The organism is Oceanobacillus sp. CF4.6, from assembly GCF_051262635.1.
Taxonomy (GTDB): domain Bacteria; phylum Bacillota; class Bacilli; order Bacillales; family Amphibacillaceae; genus Oceanobacillus.
Map to the genome: position 1 here is coordinate 118,028 of NZ_JBIMEX010000002.1, position 18,809 is coordinate 136,836.

General features: G+C 38.2%; 17 protein-coding genes and 1 other RNA gene. 2 read left to right on the forward strand and 16 right to left on the reverse strand.

The features are described 5' to 3' along the window. Positions 1-258: 258 nt before the first annotated feature. From ssrA to secG, 6 genes are all read right to left on the reverse strand, one after another. Positions 259-597: a transfer-messenger RNA gene (gene ssrA, locus ACHABU_RS04205) on the reverse strand. Between the two features lie 117 nt (positions 598-714). Then, a complete protein-coding gene (gene smpB, locus ACHABU_RS04210; RefSeq protein ID WP_435762587.1) occupies positions 715-1,182 on the reverse strand; it encodes an SsrA-binding protein SmpB in 468 nt (155 codons plus the stop codon). 77 nt (positions 1,183-1,259) lie between these two features. Further along, on the reverse strand, positions 1,260-2,066 hold the full coding sequence (gene zupT, locus ACHABU_RS04215) for a zinc transporter ZupT (protein WP_435762589.1): 807 nt from the start codon (positions 2,064-2,066) through the stop codon (positions 1,260-1,262). A gap of 247 nt (positions 2,067-2,313) precedes the next feature. Beyond that, entirely contained in the window at positions 2,314-4,530 is a 2,217-nt protein-coding gene (gene rnr, locus ACHABU_RS04220) for a ribonuclease R (protein ID WP_435762591.1), read from the reverse strand. A 48-nt stretch (positions 4,531-4,578) separates the two neighbouring features. Then, the gene (locus tag ACHABU_RS04225; protein ID WP_435762593.1) at positions 4,579-5,325 is read right to left on the reverse strand and encodes an alpha/beta hydrolase; all 747 of its coding nucleotides are present in this window, start codon (positions 5,323-5,325) and stop codon (positions 4,579-4,581) included. Positions 5,326-5,437: 112 nt separating this feature from the next. Further along, positions 5,438-5,671, reverse strand: a complete 234-nt coding sequence (gene secG / locus ACHABU_RS04230) for a preprotein translocase subunit SecG (RefSeq protein ID WP_379496290.1) — start codon at positions 5,669-5,671, stop codon at positions 5,438-5,440. Positions 5,672-5,838: 167 nt separating this feature from the next. Between secG and ACHABU_RS04235 the strand changes: the two genes are divergently transcribed. Both ACHABU_RS04235 and ptsP read left to right on the forward strand, forming a co-directional pair. Further along, on the forward strand, positions 5,839-6,753 hold the full coding sequence (locus ACHABU_RS04235; protein WP_435762596.1) for a lysophospholipase: 915 nt from the start codon (positions 5,839-5,841) through the stop codon (positions 6,751-6,753). A gap of 92 nt (positions 6,754-6,845) precedes the next feature. Then, a complete protein-coding gene (ptsP, locus tag ACHABU_RS04240; RefSeq protein WP_435762598.1) occupies positions 6,846-8,558 on the forward strand; it encodes a phosphoenolpyruvate--protein phosphotransferase in 1,713 nt (570 codons plus the stop codon). Between the two features lie 101 nt (positions 8,559-8,659). Here ptsP and ACHABU_RS04245 read toward each other — a convergent pair whose 3' ends face one another. From ACHABU_RS04245 to rpoN, 10 genes are all read right to left on the reverse strand, one after another. Then, entirely contained in the window at positions 8,660-9,238 is a 579-nt protein-coding gene (locus ACHABU_RS04245) for a nitroreductase family protein (protein WP_435762600.1), read from the reverse strand. Between the two features lie 100 nt (positions 9,239-9,338). Then, entirely contained in the window at positions 9,339-9,494 is a 156-nt protein-coding gene (locus ACHABU_RS04250) for a hypothetical protein (protein WP_435762602.1), read from the reverse strand. 288 nt (positions 9,495-9,782) lie between these two features. After that, positions 9,783-11,072, reverse strand: a complete 1,290-nt coding sequence (gene eno / locus ACHABU_RS04255) for a phosphopyruvate hydratase (RefSeq protein ID WP_435762604.1) — start codon at positions 11,070-11,072, stop codon at positions 9,783-9,785. A gap of 44 nt (positions 11,073-11,116) precedes the next feature. Next, positions 11,117-12,655 (reverse strand): 2,3-bisphosphoglycerate-independent phosphoglycerate mutase, encoded by a 1,539-nt coding sequence (gene gpmI / locus ACHABU_RS04260; RefSeq protein ID WP_435762606.1) that lies wholly within the window; start codon positions 12,653-12,655, stop codon positions 11,117-11,119. Beyond that, the gene (gene tpiA, locus ACHABU_RS04265; protein WP_435762608.1) at positions 12,652-13,410 is read right to left on the reverse strand and encodes a triose-phosphate isomerase; all 759 of its coding nucleotides are present in this window, start codon (positions 13,408-13,410) and stop codon (positions 12,652-12,654) included. The genes gpmI and tpiA overlap by 4 nt, the downstream gene beginning before the upstream one ends. Positions 13,411-13,448: 38 nt before the next feature. Further along, positions 13,449-14,630, reverse strand: coding sequence for a phosphoglycerate kinase (locus ACHABU_RS04270; RefSeq protein ID WP_435762610.1), 1,182 nt, complete (start codon positions 14,628-14,630; stop codon positions 13,449-13,451). 215 nt (positions 14,631-14,845) lie between these two features. Continuing rightward, a complete protein-coding gene (gene gap / locus ACHABU_RS04275; RefSeq protein ID WP_435762612.1) occupies positions 14,846-15,853 on the reverse strand; it encodes a type I glyceraldehyde-3-phosphate dehydrogenase in 1,008 nt (335 codons plus the stop codon). 48 nt (positions 15,854-15,901) lie between these two features. Further along, positions 15,902-16,930 (reverse strand): sugar-binding transcriptional regulator, encoded by a 1,029-nt coding sequence (locus ACHABU_RS04280; RefSeq protein ID WP_435762614.1) that lies wholly within the window; start codon positions 16,928-16,930, stop codon positions 15,902-15,904. Between the two features lie 242 nt (positions 16,931-17,172). After that, positions 17,173-17,427, reverse strand: a complete 255-nt coding sequence (locus ACHABU_RS04285; protein ID WP_435762616.1) for a glutaredoxin family protein — start codon at positions 17,425-17,427, stop codon at positions 17,173-17,175. A 2-nt stretch (positions 17,428-17,429) separates the two neighbouring features. Beyond that, entirely contained in the window at positions 17,430-18,719 is a 1,290-nt protein-coding gene (gene rpoN / locus ACHABU_RS04290) for an RNA polymerase factor sigma-54 (RefSeq protein WP_435762618.1), read from the reverse strand. Positions 18,720-18,809 lie beyond the last annotated feature (90 nt).

An 18,809-nucleotide genomic window follows, 5' to 3' on the forward strand; every position in this document is an offset into this window, starting at 1 on the left:
CTTTCGTCATGGCACTGACTATATCTTGAACCTATATGAAAGGTCCTTCGGCGTTTTATACGAATATAAATTTACCATAATGGTAGGATTTCGTATCCTAGTACTACCTAATAGGCAGCCTATGAGTCGATACATGGCTGTTGGATTACTCCACATACCACTCGGTATTGCCTTATTGCTATATTTATAAGCAACTTAGGTTTCACCGATAAAGCCAAATTTTCACTTTTGTGTTGCCACAAAAGGCGACTAAATTACTAATCGAACCCACGTCCAGAGATATTGGCACTCAGGCCTCTACACGCTTAGTTGATATATTATCATTCGCTTATCCTTCAGCCTATCAACAGGCTTCAGAGTAGCTAGTCTGATTCAGTTCAACTACCGTTCCCCAGACGGAGGATGGTAGTATAGCCCGCTTCATTTGAGACCCTTCAATCTGCCACACGGGCGATAACAGGAAGGATCCTTTAGTGCTACTTACGCAGCTGCTAAAGAGTAATTTTGTTCTTTGCCAGTTATTATAGGCGTTTAACGTTTTACGAGCCGTAACCTCGACATGCAACCTGAGCTCAATCTATCCCTGTCGAATCCGTAACGTCCCCAAAAAAGGAGAAACGCTCGGTAAAAGTGAGCATTCATAATTTGTACTACATATTTTATTATAACAGAAATCCTGTTAAATTCAAGGGATGGAAAGATTTACAAGGTAGCTTACTTTACATGTTCCTTTATAGCACGGTCCACATCACGTTTCATTTGTTTCCGCTTCAGGTCTTCACGCTTATCGTATTTCTTTTTCCCTTTTCCTAGTCCAATCAGCACTTTTGCAAATCCATTTTTAATATAGATTTTCAATGGAATAAGTGCATAGCCTTGCTGTTGGGTTAATCCGATTAACTTATCAATTTCTTTTCGATGCAGCAGGAGTTTACGGGTTCGAGTAGGGTCATGATTATAACGGTTCCCTTGCTCATATTCCGCGATGTGTAAATTGAGTAGCTGTACTTCACCGCGCCTATCAATTCTTGCATGGGAATCTTTCAAATTCACTCGCCCATTTCGTAGTGACTTGATCTCTGTTCCCTGTAATACGATTCCTGCTTCATATGTTTCTTCAATTAAATAATCATGCCTTGCTTTTTTATTTTGAGTGATTGCTTTTCCATGTCCTTTTGGCATAATGTTCCTCCTACTGCTTCCCATAGACCTTTATTTTAACAAAGATTCAGTATGATTCCAATCAGAATACATTTAAATTAAGCAAGTAGTACTAAGCTGACTGCCATAACGGCCATACCAGTCATTACGCCATATATGGAAAGATGGGCCTCATCGTATTTTTTTGCAGCGGGAAGTAGTTCATCCAAAGAGATAAATACCATAATACCAGCCACCATAGCAAATATAATTCCAAATAAGGTTTCAGTGAGAAAAGGCATTAAGATCAGGAAGGCAACAATTGCTCCTACAGGTTCTGCGAGCCCTGAAAGGAAGGAAAGTTTAAATGCTTTCTTCTTATCACCTGTAGCATAGTAAATAGGAACAGATACTGCGATTCCTTCTGGTATATTATGAATCGCAACTGCAACCGCAATCGCTATTCCAATTGATGGATCCTGCAACGCAGAGACAAATGTTGCAATCCCTTCCGGAAAGTTGTGGATTGCAATGGCTAAAGCCGTAAACATCCCCATCTTCAATAAGGCCTGATCATTTACAGGGTTTGTCGGTTTTTCCATATCCTCCACCTTTTTGACTTCATGGGGATTCGTATATTTTGGAATGAATTTATCGATTAAACCAATCAACAACATTCCGGCAAAAAAGGCTAGTATTGTTACCCAATACCCCTGTGTTGCTCCCATGGCAGAAGTGAGTGAATCTTTAGCTTTAAAGAAAATCTCGATCATGGATACATAAATCATAACACCTGCAGATAATCCTAGAGCAAATGACAAAAATTTCGTATTCGTGGTTTTGGCAAAGAAAGCGAGTAAACTTCCAACACCTGTAGCAAGCCCTGCAAACAACGTTAACAAGAAGGCAAATAAAATATCATTCATTCAAAATCACTCCAAACATCGATTATTATGTTGCGCCAGTATTTTTATCTGAAAACACATTATTATTAGGACTATTATAATAAGTAGTCTATAGGACAATTAGTTAGGTGTCAACAAATAGTTTTCCCGGGTGCAACTTTTAATAAAATATATATATGCATCTTCTATTGTTTTGATGACACAAATTTTAGGTAACTGTCATTGTTGTAAATTCGGCGAAAAAAATAAGCCAAACAGAGTGTCTGGCTTATCTTTTACTTTTTTTCTTTTTTGATTTCGCTTTATTAGATGGGGATGGGAACTCTTTCCGATGTGGATTCGTTTTCCTGCTCTTATTCATTTTAGGAATTCCAACCAATTCAAAGTCCACCGTATGCTCATCCGTATTAACACTGACAACTTTTACCTCTACCTCTTGTCCAATCCGATATACATTGGCGGTTCGTTCACCAATTAATGCATGGCTGCGATCATCATAATGATAATAATCATCTGTCAAATAACTTACATGAACAAGACCTTCAATGGTATTTTCCAGTTCAATAAACATACCAAAGTTGGTTACGGAGCTGATTACACCTTTGTATTCTTCACCAATTTTATCCTTCATAAATTCTGCCTTTTTCAGATTGTCGGTGTCTCTTTCCGCATCAACAGCCCTGCGCTCCCGTTCCGAAGTATGTCTGGCAATATCTGGTAGTTTATTTTTCCAATGTCCCGTTGTTTTATTGTCTAATTGATTATTTATTAAATACGTGCGAATGAGACGATGAACTATTAGATCGGGATATCTTCTGATTGGTGATGTGAAATGTGTATAAAATTCTGTTGCCAATCCAAAGTGGCCAATGCCTTGAGGATCATATTTCGCTTGTTTCATCGACCGTAGCATCAATTTGGAAACGATCATTTCCTCCGGTTCTCCAGATATGGAATCCAATACCTTCTGAAGTGCCTGTGGATGAACTTCATTTGCAGTACCTTTTACAGATAAACCGAGGCTTCCAAGGAAATCAAAGAATTTTTCCAGTTTTCCTTCATCAGGATCTTCGTGAATACGATGAATAAATGGAACATCCATCCAATGGAAATGCTCTGCTACTGTCTCATTTGCCGCAAGCATGAACTCTTCAATCAGACGCTCAGCGACGCCTCGTTCACGAACGACGACATCTGTCGGTTTTCCTGTATCATCAACAAGTACTTTCGCTTCTTTAAAATCAAAATCAATTGCTCCTCGACCAAAGCGCTTATGACGAAGAATCTCAGCAAGCTTTTCCATTTGTTCAAACATTGGAACCAATGCATCATATCTCGCGAGAACTTCCTCATCTTTATCTACCAAAATTTTATTAACATCGCTATATGTCATTCGTTCTGTTGTTTTAATAACACTTTGAAAAATTTCATGGTTGACTACTTGTCCTGCATTATTAATTTCCATTTCACAGCCAAGTGTCAACCTGTCCACCTGTGGATTCAACGAACAGATTCCATTGGATAGCCGGTGTGGAATCATCGGAATTACTCTGTCAACGAGATAGACACTCGTACCACGATCAAATGCCTCCGTATCGATTGGAGATTCTTCTTCCACATAATAAGTAACATCAGCAATATAGACACCAAGCTTATAATTTCCATTATCAAGCTTTTTGACCGTTACAGCATCATCGAGGTCTTTCGCATCTGCACCATCTATCGTAACAATCATTTCGTCACGCAAGTCCCGACGACCCTGCAACTCTTCCTCTTTAATCGTTTCCGGAACATGTGTTGCATGCGCTAATACTTCCTCAGGAAAATCGATGTTAATTCCATGTTTATAAATAATGGATAGAATATCAATTCCTGGATCATTTTTATGACCAAGGATATGGAGAATTTCCCCTTCAGCACTTTTTCTGCCTTCCGGATATTTCGTGATACGTGCAATGACCTTATGCCCACTGACAGCTCCATGTGAGCCACCTTTTGGAATAAAGATATCATTCGGGATCCGTTTATCATCTGCAATGACAAAACCAAAGGAACGGTTATCTTCAAATGTCCCCACAACTTGTATTACAGCACGCTCTACTATACGAATGACTTTGCCCTCAGGTCTGTTACCATCCATATCTGCTTTTTCCAGACGTACAAGAACCTTATCATTGTTCATTGCAGATCCGAGATCATTGGCATGAATATAGACATCCTTCGTTTCCTCATCCTCCGGAATCAGAAAAGCAAAGCCCTTTGCATGCATTTGTACTTTCCCTTTAACAAGGTTCATTTTGTCCGGTAATCCGAAGCGGTTTTTACGCGTTCGTACCAGTTCACCATCATTTTCCAACTCATTTAAAGCTTTGATAACCTCTTTGAACTCAACTGCATCATCAATTCCCAGCTCTTTTTCTATTTCATCTACTGCTAATGGTTTTGTTCCACTTTCTTTGAAGTAATGAAGTATTTTCTCTTTCATCTGGTCACCTTCTTTCTTATTATTGTTTGCATTTTTCCTTGAATATAATCATATTTTCCAGTCAAGTGTTTCCAAAAACTGAAAAATATCCTCATGCAGCTGCTCTTTTTCTTTATCAACTGTAACAACATGTCCAGATTCTTCATACCACTTTATATCTTTTACATCAGATTCGACATTTTCATAGATATACATGGCACTGTCCGTATTAATCATTTGATCCTTTCTAGCTTGTACTACAAAAACTGGTGTATAGATTGTGTCCACATTATTTTTAACATCTTTAATTGTTTTACCCAGGTCATCAAACAATTCTTCTGAACCTTCAACCAATGAAGCAATTTCTTTTTGTATTGTGTCATCGTCTTTTTGTTCTAGCTGTTTATATTCTTTGGAAAAAAGTTTAAATCCTTGTGTAAGCTGTGTTTCATTATCAAAAAACATAGGAGCACACATTGGAATCATTGCTTTAATATTTTCTGAATAGGCAAGCTTTAAACCTAAAACACCACCAAGAGAAAGTCCGGCTACAGCTATTTCTTCATATCCAAGCTCCCTTAAATGCTGAAACGCTTTCCTAACATCTTCCCACCACTGCTTGGGATTTGATTTAATCAATTCTTCTGGTGGTGCACCATGTCCCCGATAGATCGGTGCATGGGTCGTATAGCCTTTTTTCTCCAAAAATCTGCCTAGCATCCTTACATCTGCAGTATGTCCAGTGAACCCATGCAGTAATAACACAGCACGCGGTCCTGCTTCAAAGGTAAACGGTTGTGGTTGCTTTATTTTCATAATACCTGCATCTCCTTACACATTCCTAATCTTACTCTACCCCATATGTATTACTATACAACATATAATAATAAAAAACCCTTATCACGAAATCATGATAAGGGATTGGTTTCTATTGTAATACGTATGCACTTAAAAAAGCTAATACGAAAAACAAAATTCCAGTAATAACCGTTCCGCGATGTAAAATCAAGTCTGCACCACGTGCTTTTTGTTTTCCAAATAATTGCTCAGCACCACCAGAGACTGCTCCAGATAGTCCTGCGCTTTTTCCTGACTGCAATAGCACAAATGCTATCATTATAATTGCATCTACTACTAATAATACATTCACTAAACCTGCCATGTTTCCACGACACCTCCTGTATCCGACAAATACCTACTTATTACTTTATCATAATAATGATTTAATTAGCAAGTTATATTTTCAATTTCACAGCTTACGTTTGCACACCTGAAGCAAATGATTTTATATTATATAATAAGAGATCCTTAAGTCTGGAGTGAAAAAAAGTGGAAAGTTCCTTTTGGCTAACAATGGAAGATGATACGGAAATCTATGTCAAGCAATGGTATATCGATGGAATGAAACCAAAAGCGATCATTCAACTTGCACATGGAATGGCGGAACATATTAACCGATATGACGAATTTGCATCCTATCTATTAGAACAGGGTTATTTTGTAATTGGAAACGATCACCGAGGTCATGGAAAGACTGGTGAAAAATCAGGAATACTAGGTTATTTTTCCGATAAGGATGGGTTTAAGAAGGCAACGAATGATTTATATGAGATTACAAGGTATATCAAACAAAGCTACCCGGAGATCCCCATATTTTTAGTTGGGCATAGTATGGGGTCGTTTTTAGTAAGAAACTATATACAAACACATAGTGCTCTTCTCAAGGGGGTCATTCTATTAGGAACAGGCTATTACCCCAAAACCATCTCCATCGCTGGCAGAAGACTTTCTTTGCTGCTTCCACCTAAAGAAGAATCGAAATTAATGAATCGATTGGCCTTCAGCAGCAATAGTAAAAAAATAAGCGACCGGAAAAACGGCTTTGAATGGCTAACAAAAGATGAAGCTATCGTCACGAAATATATGGACGATCCCTTAAGTGGATTTGTTCCAACAGGGAGGTTTTTCTATGACTTGCTTAGTGGTGTACTTTCCATGCAAGATAAAAAGAAAAATACCTCCATTCAAAAAGACCTACCATTACTGTTAATCAGTGGCGATGCAGATCCGATTGGAAATTACGCAAAGGGAATCTGGAAAACCGCTGATATCTATCGAAAAGCAGGTCTTCAAGAGGTGCTTGTTATGCTTATTACCGATGGACGTCATGAATTATTAAATGAAATAAATCGAGAAGAAGTTTTCGAATCATTATGTGAATGGTTGAATTCGCAACTTCCATAGTGCCTTCCCTTGCATGTACGATCACAACTGTTTAAAATAAGATTGTACGAATGAAATTCAAGAACCTTCCATAGAAAGGGTGCTACCAAGAAATGAGAAAAATAGATGGAATTGCTGCATCAACAGGAATAGCTATTGCAAAAGTATATGAATTAAAAGCCCCGGAATTAACATTTGAAAATGTTACGATAGATAATCCCGATAAAGAGATTGAACGACTTGATGAGGCCTTAAAAATTTCCAAACAAGAATTGGAGAAAATAAAAGAACATACAAAGAAAGAAATGGGCGACGAGCATGCCGAAATCTTCTCTGCCCACTTACTTGTTCTTAGTGATCCTGAACTTATTAAACCAATAGAAGATAAAATTAATACAGATAAAGTAAATGCCGAAGCTGCTTTGGATGAAGTGGCGAATAGGTTTATTGAAATGTTCAAAGATATGGATAACGAATACATGCGCGAACGTGCGGCGGACATTCAAGATGTTACAAAACGGATAATGGCTCACTTATTAGGTGCAAATTTCCCTGATCCAGCATTAATTGATGAACAGGTGGTTGTTATCGCGAATGATCTAACACCTTCTGATACAGCACAATTAAATCGGGAATTTGTTAAAGGATTTGCCACTGATATCGGCGGACGCACTTCTCATTCTGCAATCATGGCCAGATCCCTTGAAATTCCAGCTGTAGTAGGCACAAAAAATATTACAACATCTGTTTCCAAGGACGATATTATTATCGTAGACGGCATGGAAGGGATTGTCATTATTAACCCGTCTGATGAAGAAATAGATTCGTATCGCAAGAAACAGGAAACCTTTGCAGAACAACAGCAGGAATGGGCCAAATTAAAAGATGAGCCAACATTCACAAGTGATGGAGAGCAAGTGGAACTCGCTGCCAATATTGGAACACCGGCTGATGTAGAAGGTGTTTTGAATAACGGCGGAGAAGGAATTGGTTTATACCGGACGGAGTTCTTATATATGGGTAAATCAGAACTTCCAACAGAAGAAGAGCAATATGAAGCTTATACTTCTGTATTAGAGCAAATGGGAGATAAACCAGTTGTTGTTAGAACATTGGATGTTGGTGGAGATAAAGAGCTTAGCTATTTGGACTTACCTAAAGAGCTTAATCCGTTTTTAGGATTCCGTGCCATCCGATTCTGTCTAGAAAATGAGCATGTTTTCCGACCACAATTACGTGCATTACTACGCGCGAGTGTACATGGTAACTTAAAAATTATGTTCCCTATGATTGCAACACTGGAAGAATTCCGTAAGGCGAAAGCCCTTTTATTGGATGAAAAGGAAGCCTTACTTGCAGAAGGTGTAAAAGTTTCCGAGGATATTGAAGTAGGAATTATGGTTGAAATCCCATCTACTGCAGTTATTGCAAGACAATTTGCCAAAGAAGTTGATTTCTTCAGTATCGGTACCAATGATTTAATTCAATATACCATGGCTGCTGATCGAATGAATGAACAAGTTTCCTATTTATACCAGCCATACAATCCCGCAATTTTAAATTTAATTCATACTGTTATAGAAGCTGCACATAAAGAGGGAAAATGGGTTGGTATGTGTGGAGAAATGGCAGGAGATTCCATTGCCATTCCAATTCTGCTCGGATTAGGACTGGATGAATTTAGTATGAGTGCAACATCCATTCTACCAGCAAGAACACAGATTCTTAACTTATCTAAAAAAGAAATGACTTCCTTTAAAGAACAACTGCTTTCCATGGGAACTGCAGAAGAAGTCATTGCATTTGTAAAAGAAAAAACAGAATAAATCCAAAAAGCGCACAGACCTAACTAACATGGCCTGTGCGCTTTTTTTGGTACCTTTTTGGTGCCTGTCACTCCCCGAATTATAGGGAATTTTGTCGAAGGTTATTCCTCAATTATTTCCATTTTCTGTTCTATTGGTGTTCTGCCTTTATCTCGCGAGACTTTTTTCGGGTATCCAATCTGCAATACGGCAGCTAATTTAGTTGTCTCGCTATTTAAACCGATAGCAGCCAAAAACTGTGGGTCATGCATATATGGCGTAATTGTCCATAGCATTCCTACATCATATTCCCATGCAGCAAGTTGTGCGTTTTGGATAAATGCTGCTACGGACGCGTATTCTTCTTCATACCTTATCGGATCATCATCTTTCTCAAAATAAATAAGTGCATGATGTGGTATTGCCATTAAAAAGTCCTTCATTGAATCAATCATACGCAATGTTTTTGGATCATCATCCCTTCTGATCATGCCAATGCGCTGGTAGCTTGTGATAATTGCGTCGATAAATGCATGCCTCCCCTTTGACTGATATAACTTAATCTTCCAAGCTTCAGTCATATAATGTGTCGGGGCGTAGGAACCGTATGTAAAAATCTGTTTCAATATTTCACTCTTAACTTCTTCCTTTTTAAATGTATGTATCGATCGACGTTCTTTCATTGTTTTTAAAATATCCATATGAAAACCTCCAAAGACTGTAAAGAGTACTGTTACTATTATATACGCAGTACCCTTTTAATTCACCCTTTCTAATGAAAACGTCGTCCGGACATATCGGTCATAAAGTCCATAAAAATTGTGAATAGTCAAAATCTAATGCTATACGATGGGTTTTTATCTCTGTTGCACTTTCTTCTTCCATATTTTCATATGGCCTTATGTCAGCAATGCTATGTCCTCTTTCCGTACCTCCCCTTGTCTGTACAATATCCACAGGTAACTCCCGGAACGTAAACATCTCCATTGTTGGTTGTTGCCATTAATGTTAATACAATCGTGCATTGGACTTCCCTGTATATTCGGGTTTCTCTTTTTATAGAAATCATAATAATAATCGATCATCGGCTTAAATCTCAACTAGACCGACCATTAGAAAACTTGGCATTCGCCAAGCCTTTTAGCGATGCCTTAGCTGCACTTATGCAGAAAGAAATATGGATATACTTTCTTTACTGCCAAAAAAAAAGAGGCAGATTTCTCTGCCTCCTCTTAAATGAATGGGTTATTTACTTTTCAGATTATAAAATGCAGTCGCTCCTGCATATTCGCCCATACCAGCAAGTTCATCTTCAATACGAAGTAACTGGTTGTATTTAGCTACACGGTCGGTACGTGAAGGAGCACCTGTTTTAATTTGACCGGCATTTGTTGCTACAGCAATGTCAGCAATGGTTGCGTCTTCTGTTTCACCAGAACGGTGAGAGATTACTGCAGTATAGCCTGCACGTTTTGCCATTTCAATTGCTTCGAATGTTTCTGTTAATGTACCAATTTGGTTTACTTTAACAAGAATGGAATTTCCGATACCTTTTTCAATTCCTTCAGAAAGTTTCGCTGTGTTTGTAACAAATAGGTCGTCACCTACTAGTTGTACACGGTCACCAATACGATCTGTCAGCAATTTGAAACCATCCCAGTCATTTTCATCCAAGCCATCTTCAATAGAAATAATTGGGTATTTATTAATCATTTCTTCATACCAGTCAACCATTTCTTCGGATGTACGAACGACACCTTCACCTTTTAGATTGTACTTGCCATCTTCATATATTTCAGATGCTGCTACGTCCATCGCAAGTTTAACTTCTTCACCTGGTTTGTAGCCAGCAGCTTCAATTGCTTCTACAATTGTTTGCAATGCTTCCTCGTTGGAACCAAGGTTTGGAGCGAATCCACCTTCATCACCAACAGCAGTGTTTAGCCCTTTATCACTTAACACTTTTTTCAATGAGTGGAAAATTTCAGCACCTGTACGTAATGCTTCTTTGAATGTTGGAGCTCCAACAGGCATAATCATGAATTCCTGAATATCCACATTGTTATCAGCATGCTCTCCACCGTTTACGATGTTCATCATTGGTGTTGGCAATACTTTCGCGTTAAATCCTCCAAGGTAGTTATATAAAGGCACTTCAAGATAGCTTGCTGCTGCATGTGCTGCAGCCATGGAAACACCAAGAATAGCATTTGCTCCAAGTTTTCCTTTGTTTTCTGTACCATCCAGGTCAATCATTAATGCGTCAATGATATTTTGGCGTGTAACATCAAGACCGATTAACTCAGGCCCAATAATGTCATTCACATTTTCAACTGCTTTTAAAACACCTTTTCCTAAGTAACGGTCTTTGTCACCATCACGTAATTCTACTGCTTCATATTCTCCAGTTGATGCACCACTTGGTACCAAAGCAGAACCAAATGCACCTGATTCTGTGAAAATTTCTACCTCAACTGTTGGGTTACCACGTGAATCTAAGACTTCTCTAGCATATACGTCAGTAATGTATGGCATGAAAATCTCTCCTTTTTGTTTTCATTTTTTTTAATATTGCTGGTTTATTTAATAATCAGTGACTCTCCAGTCATTTCTTCTGGTTTACTAACATTTAATAGATCCAATAGTGTTGGTGCAAGATCTGCTAGAATACCACCTGTACGTAAAGAAGCATCTTCTTTGGTTACAATTACCGGTACCGGATTCGTTGTATGGGCGGTCATTGGTGTACCTTCCATTGTAACAACTTCATCCGAATTTCCATGATCGGCAGTAATAATCGCATTTCCACCTAGTTCAGTAATCTTATCTACAATTTTACCTAGACATTCATCAACCACTTCAATGGCATCAATAGTCGGTTGCAGCATCCCTGAATGTCCAACCATATCTGGGTTGGCAAAGTTTAAGATGATGGCATTTTGCTCGCCTTTGTCAAGCTCAGCAAGAAGCGCATCGGTAACTTCATAGGCACTCATTTCTGGTTGTAAATCGTAGGTGGCAACCTTTGGTGAATCAATTAATATTCTTGTTTCACCAGGGAATTCCTGTTCACGTCCGCCACTCATAAAGAATGTAACATGCGGAAATTTTTCCGTTTCAGCAATCCGAAGCTGTTTTAAATCATTTTGTGCGAGTACCTCACCAATGGTATTGTCCAGATTAATTGGTTCGTATGCTACGAAACCATTGACAGTTTCACTGAAATTCGTAAACATAACAAAATCCAAGTCTTTCGGAACATTCTCACCACGGTCAAAGTCACGAAAATCAGCATTCGCAAACGTACGTGAAATCTGAATTGCTCTATCTGGACGGAAATTATAAAAGATGATGGAATCATTATCTTTTATCGTTCCAACAGGCTCGTCATTATCATCTGTTATTACAGATGGAATGACGAACTCATCATGGATTCCATTCTCATAATTGTCCTGAATTACTTCCATTGCATGCTTATATTTCGGCCCTTTACCATGTACCATCGCCTCATAGGATTTTTGTACACGATCCCAACGTTTATCGCGGTCCATGGAATAATAACGACCTGAGATACTCGCAAATTCACCAATACCAAGTTCGCGCATCTTTTCTTCTGTCTGTTGAATGTATTGTCCTGCAGTTTGTGGACCTACATCACGCCCATCCAAAAATGCGTGAACATACACTTTATCCAAATCACTGTCTTTTGCCAGTTTCAGCAATGCAAATAAGTGATTGATATGACTATGGACACCACCATCGGATAACAATCCAAATAAATGGAGTGCCTTATCATTTGTTTTCGCATGATGAATCGATTTCAGAAAAGCATCCACTTCGTAAAAATCCCCTTCTTCGATCGAGAGATTTACGCGGGTGAGACTTTGATAGACAACTCTACCTGCACCAATATTTAAATGGCCTACCTCAGAATTACCCATTTGGCCTTCCGGAAGACCTACTGCATGTCCACTGGCAGTCAATTGACTATGTGCATACTTTTTCAAATAACGATCAAAATTAGGTGTATTTGCTTGTTTGACTGCATTACCTTTTTCTTCATCACGGATTGCAAAGCCATCTAGGATGATTAATGCAGCTACATTATTTTGACTCATTTTGTACCTGCCTCCACTAGTTGCAGAAAGGATTCTGCCTCCAGACTTGCTCCACCAACTAAAGCTCCATCAATATCAGACTGTGATAATAATTCTTCTACATTGGAAGGTTTTACACTACCTCCGTATTGAATTACAACTTTTTCTGCTATAGCTTCTGATGTTACTTCTTTAATTACGTTTCGAATATGGGTACATACTTCATTGGCATCTTCACTTGATGCAGTTTTACCTGTTCCAATTGCCCAGATTGGCTCATAAGCAACAATTGTTTCAGCCACTTGCTCATCCGAAAGACCTTCAATTGCTTTCTTAACCTGTGTTTCAACATGATTTTTAGTTTCATTTGCTTCACGTTGTTCCAGCGTTTCACCTACACAAACAATTGGTGTTAGACCATGATGAAATGCGGCATGTGTTTTTTTGTTTACTGTTTCATCCGTCTCTGCAAAATACTCACGACGCTCGGAGTGTCCTAGGACAACATGCGAAACACCAAGATCTTTCAGCATAACTGGACTAACTTCTCCCGTATATGCTCCACTGTCTTCAAAGTGCATGTTTTGTGCTGCTACTTTTACTTTTGAACCATTCGTCTTTTCTACCAATGATGATAAATACGGGAATGGTGCACACACAATAGCTTCCACCTGTTCACTATCGGGTACCTTACTGACAACCGCATCAACGAATTGATTTGATTCTGATAAAACCTTATTCATTTTCCAGTTTCCTGCAATAATTTTTTTACGCATCGTCTCACCTCTCGAATTAGTTATAGATTTTGTTTGGTTTATTTATCATCTAGAGCTGCTACGCCAGGTAAAACTTTACCTTCCATATATTCAAGGGAAGCTCCACCACCAGTTGATACATGATTCATTTCTGAAGCAAGGTCAAACTTCTCAACAGCTGCAGCTGAATCACCGCCACCAATAATTGAAAAACCTTCTGTTTCTGCTAAGCTTTCAGCAACTGCTTTTGTACCACCAGCAAATGGGTTCAATTCAAATACCCCCATTGGTCCATTCCAGATAATAAGCTTAGAATCTGCAACTATTTGACTGAATATTTCCCTCGATTTTGGACCGATATCCAATGCTTCCCAGTCTTCAGGAATTTGATTTATGTCCACAATTTTAGTGTTTGCTGTTTCGGAAAAATCATCAGCAACTACTGCGTCAACTGGTAAAACAAAGTTAACACCTTTTTCTTCTGCTTTTTTCATGAATTGTTTAGCAAGGTCAATTTTATCTTCCTCAAGTAGTGACTTACCAATTTCATGGCCTTGTGCTTTTATGAAAGTGTAGGCAAGTCCTCCACCAATTATCAGATTATCAACTTTTTCCAACAGATTATCAATCACATTGATTTTATCCTTCACCTTCGCACCACCAATAATTGCGGTAAAAGGGCGTTCCGGATTGCTAAGTGCACTGCCCAGGGCAGCAATTTCTCTTTCCATTAAGTAGCCAGCCGCTGATGGAAGTTTCTCAGCAACACCAGTTGTTGAAGCATGTGCCCGGTGTGCTGCACCAAATGCATCGTTAACATACAAATCAGCCATATCAGCAAAAGCCTGAATCAATTCAGGATCATTCTTCTCTTCGCCGGCCTCAAAACGTACATTTTCAATTAATAAAACATCCCCATCACTTAGTTGGGAAATAGCTTCATTGACTTCATCACCGTATACAGAATCTGTTTTCACTACGTCTTTTCCAATTAAATTACTTAAATGTTTGGCAACAGGGTCTAATCGTAATTCATCCACTACCTGACCATTTGGTCGCCCAAGATGGCTTGCCAAAATTACGATGGCACCTTGCTCCGTTAGATAGTTGATTGTTGGTACTGCTGCTCTGATGCGTGTATCATCCGTAATGGTCCCTTCTTTCAATGGAACATTAAAGTCCACACGGCAAAATACTTTTTTCCCTTTAACATCAAGGTCTTGAAGTGTTTTTTTGTTCATGATAAACCCTCCTAATTTTGGCCTATGTAACATATTTACTGTTATAGGTCTTCCCTGATTACATCGTTCGTAACCATTATATACCATGATTGGCATTAGCGCTTGTAACAGTAAAAGAATAAATAGAAAACGGAGGAGGAATGGAATCCTCCTCCGTCTAAATTGTATCGTGTAATGTATAGATTATTTGACTAGTGTTGCATTCGCTTTTGTTATTATAGTCCTTGTTTTTTCAAGAATGCTGCTAAGTCTACACAACGTGCAGAGTAGCCCATTTCGTTGTCATACCAAGAAACAACTTTAACTAGATTGTCTTCCATAACCATTGTAGATAAACCATCAATTACAGATGAATGTGGATTTCCAATAATATCAGTAGAAACAAGTGGTTCTTCACTGTATTCTAACACGCCTTTTAATGGGCCTGCCGCTGCTTCTCTTAATGCATTATTAATATCTTCAGCAGTAACATTTTTATCAAGTTCAGCTACTAAATCAACTAATGAACCATCTGGAGTTGGTACACGTACAGCCATACCATTCAATTTACCATTGATTTCAGGTAAAACTAATCCAACTGCTTTTGCAGCTCCAGTAGTTGTAGGAATAATATTTTCTGCTGCAGCACGAGCACGACGATAGTCTTTGTGCGGTAAATCAAGAATTTGTTGATCATTTGTATAGGAGTGGATTGTAGTCATCAAACCACGTTTAATTCCAAAGTTGTCGTGAAGTACTTTAGCAAATGGAGCTAAACAGTTTGTTGTACAAGATGCATTGGAAATAATATTGTGTTTAGAAGCATCGTATTTATCATCATTAACACCCATAACGATTGTTAAATCTTCGCCATTTGCAGGTGCAGAGATAATAACTTTCTTAGCTCCAGCATCGATGTGTTTCTGAGCGTCTTCACCTTTTGTGAAACGTCCAGTTGATTCAATAACTACTTCTACTCCAAGCTCTCCCCAACCAAGGTTAGCAGGGTCACGTTCAGACAATACTTTAATTTCTTGTCCACCAACAACGATGTTTGAACCATTAACCGAAATTTCTTGTTCTAATTTGCCATGTACAGAATCATATTTCAATAAATGTGCAAGCATATTAGCGTCTGTTAAATCATTTACTGCAACAATTTCAACCTCATCATTTGATAAAGCCTGACGGAATACGTTACGTCCTATTCTACCAAATCCATTAATACCAACTTTAACTGTCATTTGCTATTCCTCCTAAAGATCTTTTACTATTTATTACTAATGATATATTTAAAGAGGAGTACCTCTCAAAATCTGTTCTGCTGCACCCTGATCTGTTATAAACAGGTCGCTTTTACCTTGCTTAAAATAAGAAGCAATCGCTTCACCTTTTGATTTCCCACCAGCTACCGTAACGACATGATCCACAGCTGCTAAATCTTCAAGTTGAATACCAACTGTCTTCACCTTATGAACCACATTCCCATATTTGTCGAAATAATAACCAAATGCTTCGCTGGCAGCTTTCTTTTCTTTTAATAGTGTCATCACTTTCTCGGGTGTTCTTCGGCGTTCTGCCATTTTAAATGCATTCCCAACTCCATGGATAACAATATTTGCGCCTTTGATCTTCTCTAATATTTCAATAATGGCCGGTTCTGTAATGATTGTCTCATAGGTAGAATTACTGATAGGATCAGGTACATATAACATGCGATATTCGCCATGTGCTCTTCTTGCCATTTCAGCAACAATGCCAGACGCCTGATTTTCTGCCTTTTCTCCAATTCCCCCACGGGCCGGTACAAATAAAAGGTCGCTTTCTTTACCGAGAGGTGTCATCACATTTGCAACAGCAGCCATTGTACTGCCACCTGTTACGGCGATTGTGTTATCACGCTGGAGGATGGATTTGAGATAACTAACACATGCTTTTCCCATTTCCTGCTTAACCCCTGCATTTACATCACTATCACCTGGAACAATAACAACTTCACCTACATGTAATGTTTCCTTAATTCGTTTTTCTAAAACATGTAACCCGGATAATTCGCCAATAAATTTCACTAGCTGTTCCAGAATTAATTTACCCTCATTTGTAATAAACATTCCTTTAGTAGTGATTTCAATTAATCCTTGGTCATGCAGAAAGTCGACCTCGCCTCTGACATGTCTTTCCGTCAATTTCGTATTTTCTGCCAAACCTCTTCTTCCAATAGGTTGGAAAAGATTAACACTTTGCAGTAAGGAATACCTTTGTTGCATTACTTCGAGTAACTCAGGAACTAACATTTTTTGTAAATCAATTAAGGATTTCATGTAAAGGCTCCTCTATATCGGGTCATAAATTGCCCCTATGGGTTACATTATGTCCCGGTACAAATTTATTATAACATATCCACGAAGTTATACAAATAATAACTCATTAAATTATCTGTTAAGATTATTTAACATTTATCAGCTATATAAATTATTCCTCTATGAAGCAATCGTAAACATAATGTACTAATGTATACCCATGAATTTGTGCTTTATCTCAAAAAAAAGAGGAACCTGGTTATTCACCGTGTTCCCCCTTTTTGACCTTTAAATAGCAATTCAATCGCATTATAATTTAATTCTTCACAATTCAATTGTTTTCCTTCTATCTCAATCACAGGTATTTGCAGATGGTATTCTTCAAGCCATTTGTCATTTGAATAAATATCCCTTTTTTCCAATTCATATGGAAACTCTCCTTTAAAAAGAGACAGTAATGCTTCTGCATCCTCGCATAAAGAACAAGCTTCTTTTGTATAAAATATTACGCGCTGCAATTTTATCCCCCCGACCTTCTTTTTATTGACGATGGTAATTTAAGTTGCCTACGATATTTCATCACCGTACGCCTAGCTACCTCAATTGAAAATTCCTCCTTCAGTTTCTTTTTTATTGCTTCATCGGATAAAGGCTTATTTTTATCTTCATATGTAATCAGCTCTTGGATAAGTTGTTTAATTACAAACGCAGCAGTTCCATTTCCATCCCCTTTTTTAATACCACTTTGCAGAAAGAATTTAAGTGGTAATACCCCCTGGGTCGTTTGAACATATTTCTGACTCATTGCCCTGCTGATCGTGGATATGTGAAGATCTAATTCTTCTGCAATTTCTTTTAATGTTAACGGTTGGATCATGTATGTCCCATGTTCAAAGAATGCCACCTGTTTCTCCACCACAGTTCGTATCACTCGTTCCAATGTGTTTCCACGGTACGATATAGCCCTCCGTAGCGACTCAATCTCATTATATTTTTCTTTTAAATAATCAGCAGCTTCATTTGTGGGATCTTTTAAATGTTTATATTGTGGATTTAAGGTTATCCTCGGCGCAGCCCATTTATAGAAGGAAATTTTCCACTCCCCTTCCTCTTTATATATGGAAGCTTCAGGAATGATATATTCCGGTTCCGTTGTTGTTAATAATCGACCTGGTTTAGGATGACAACGTTTTATATTTTCTATTATATGATTCGCTTCTTCTGTTGAAATATCATACAACTGACTGATTAATTCCACATCTGAATCAGCAATAAGATCCAAATGCTCGGTCAACAGTTCTTCTATGAATTGTTTGTAACCGTTTAACTGTTTGAGTTGCAACAATATACATTCCTGAAGGCTCCTAGCTCCAATTCCTGTTGGCTCCAATGACTGAATTTGATCAAGGGCTTTTTCTGTGATATCAATAGTGGTCTCTAATGAGCTTGCCCATTCTTCCATTTCGATATCCAAATAGCCATCCTCATCCAACGAGTCAATTCCAAACTCAATAATCTTTCTTAAATCGTCATCCATTGTGAGCATAAACATTTGGCTCTTCAATTGATCATACATTGTCAGCTCTGATTGATTGATCTCTCCAATGGATTGCACGCTCGTATTTGCTGGACTATACTGTGCCCAGTCCATATCCGAATGGATTTCCTCAATTAATGGATTCTCGTTGGCAACCTCTTTTAAGTAATCGGTCAATTCACCGCTTGTAAGTTGTAAAATATTAATCGATTGCATTAGTGACTGATTCATTTTCCATTGTAATGATTGTTTTAAGACTAGCTTTTGTTGCATTATCATCACTCCTTAAATCATATCACTCCCTTCTATTTTGCCATTGTTATCCGTAAATGTCATTAGTGGATTTACTACTGTAAAACGTAC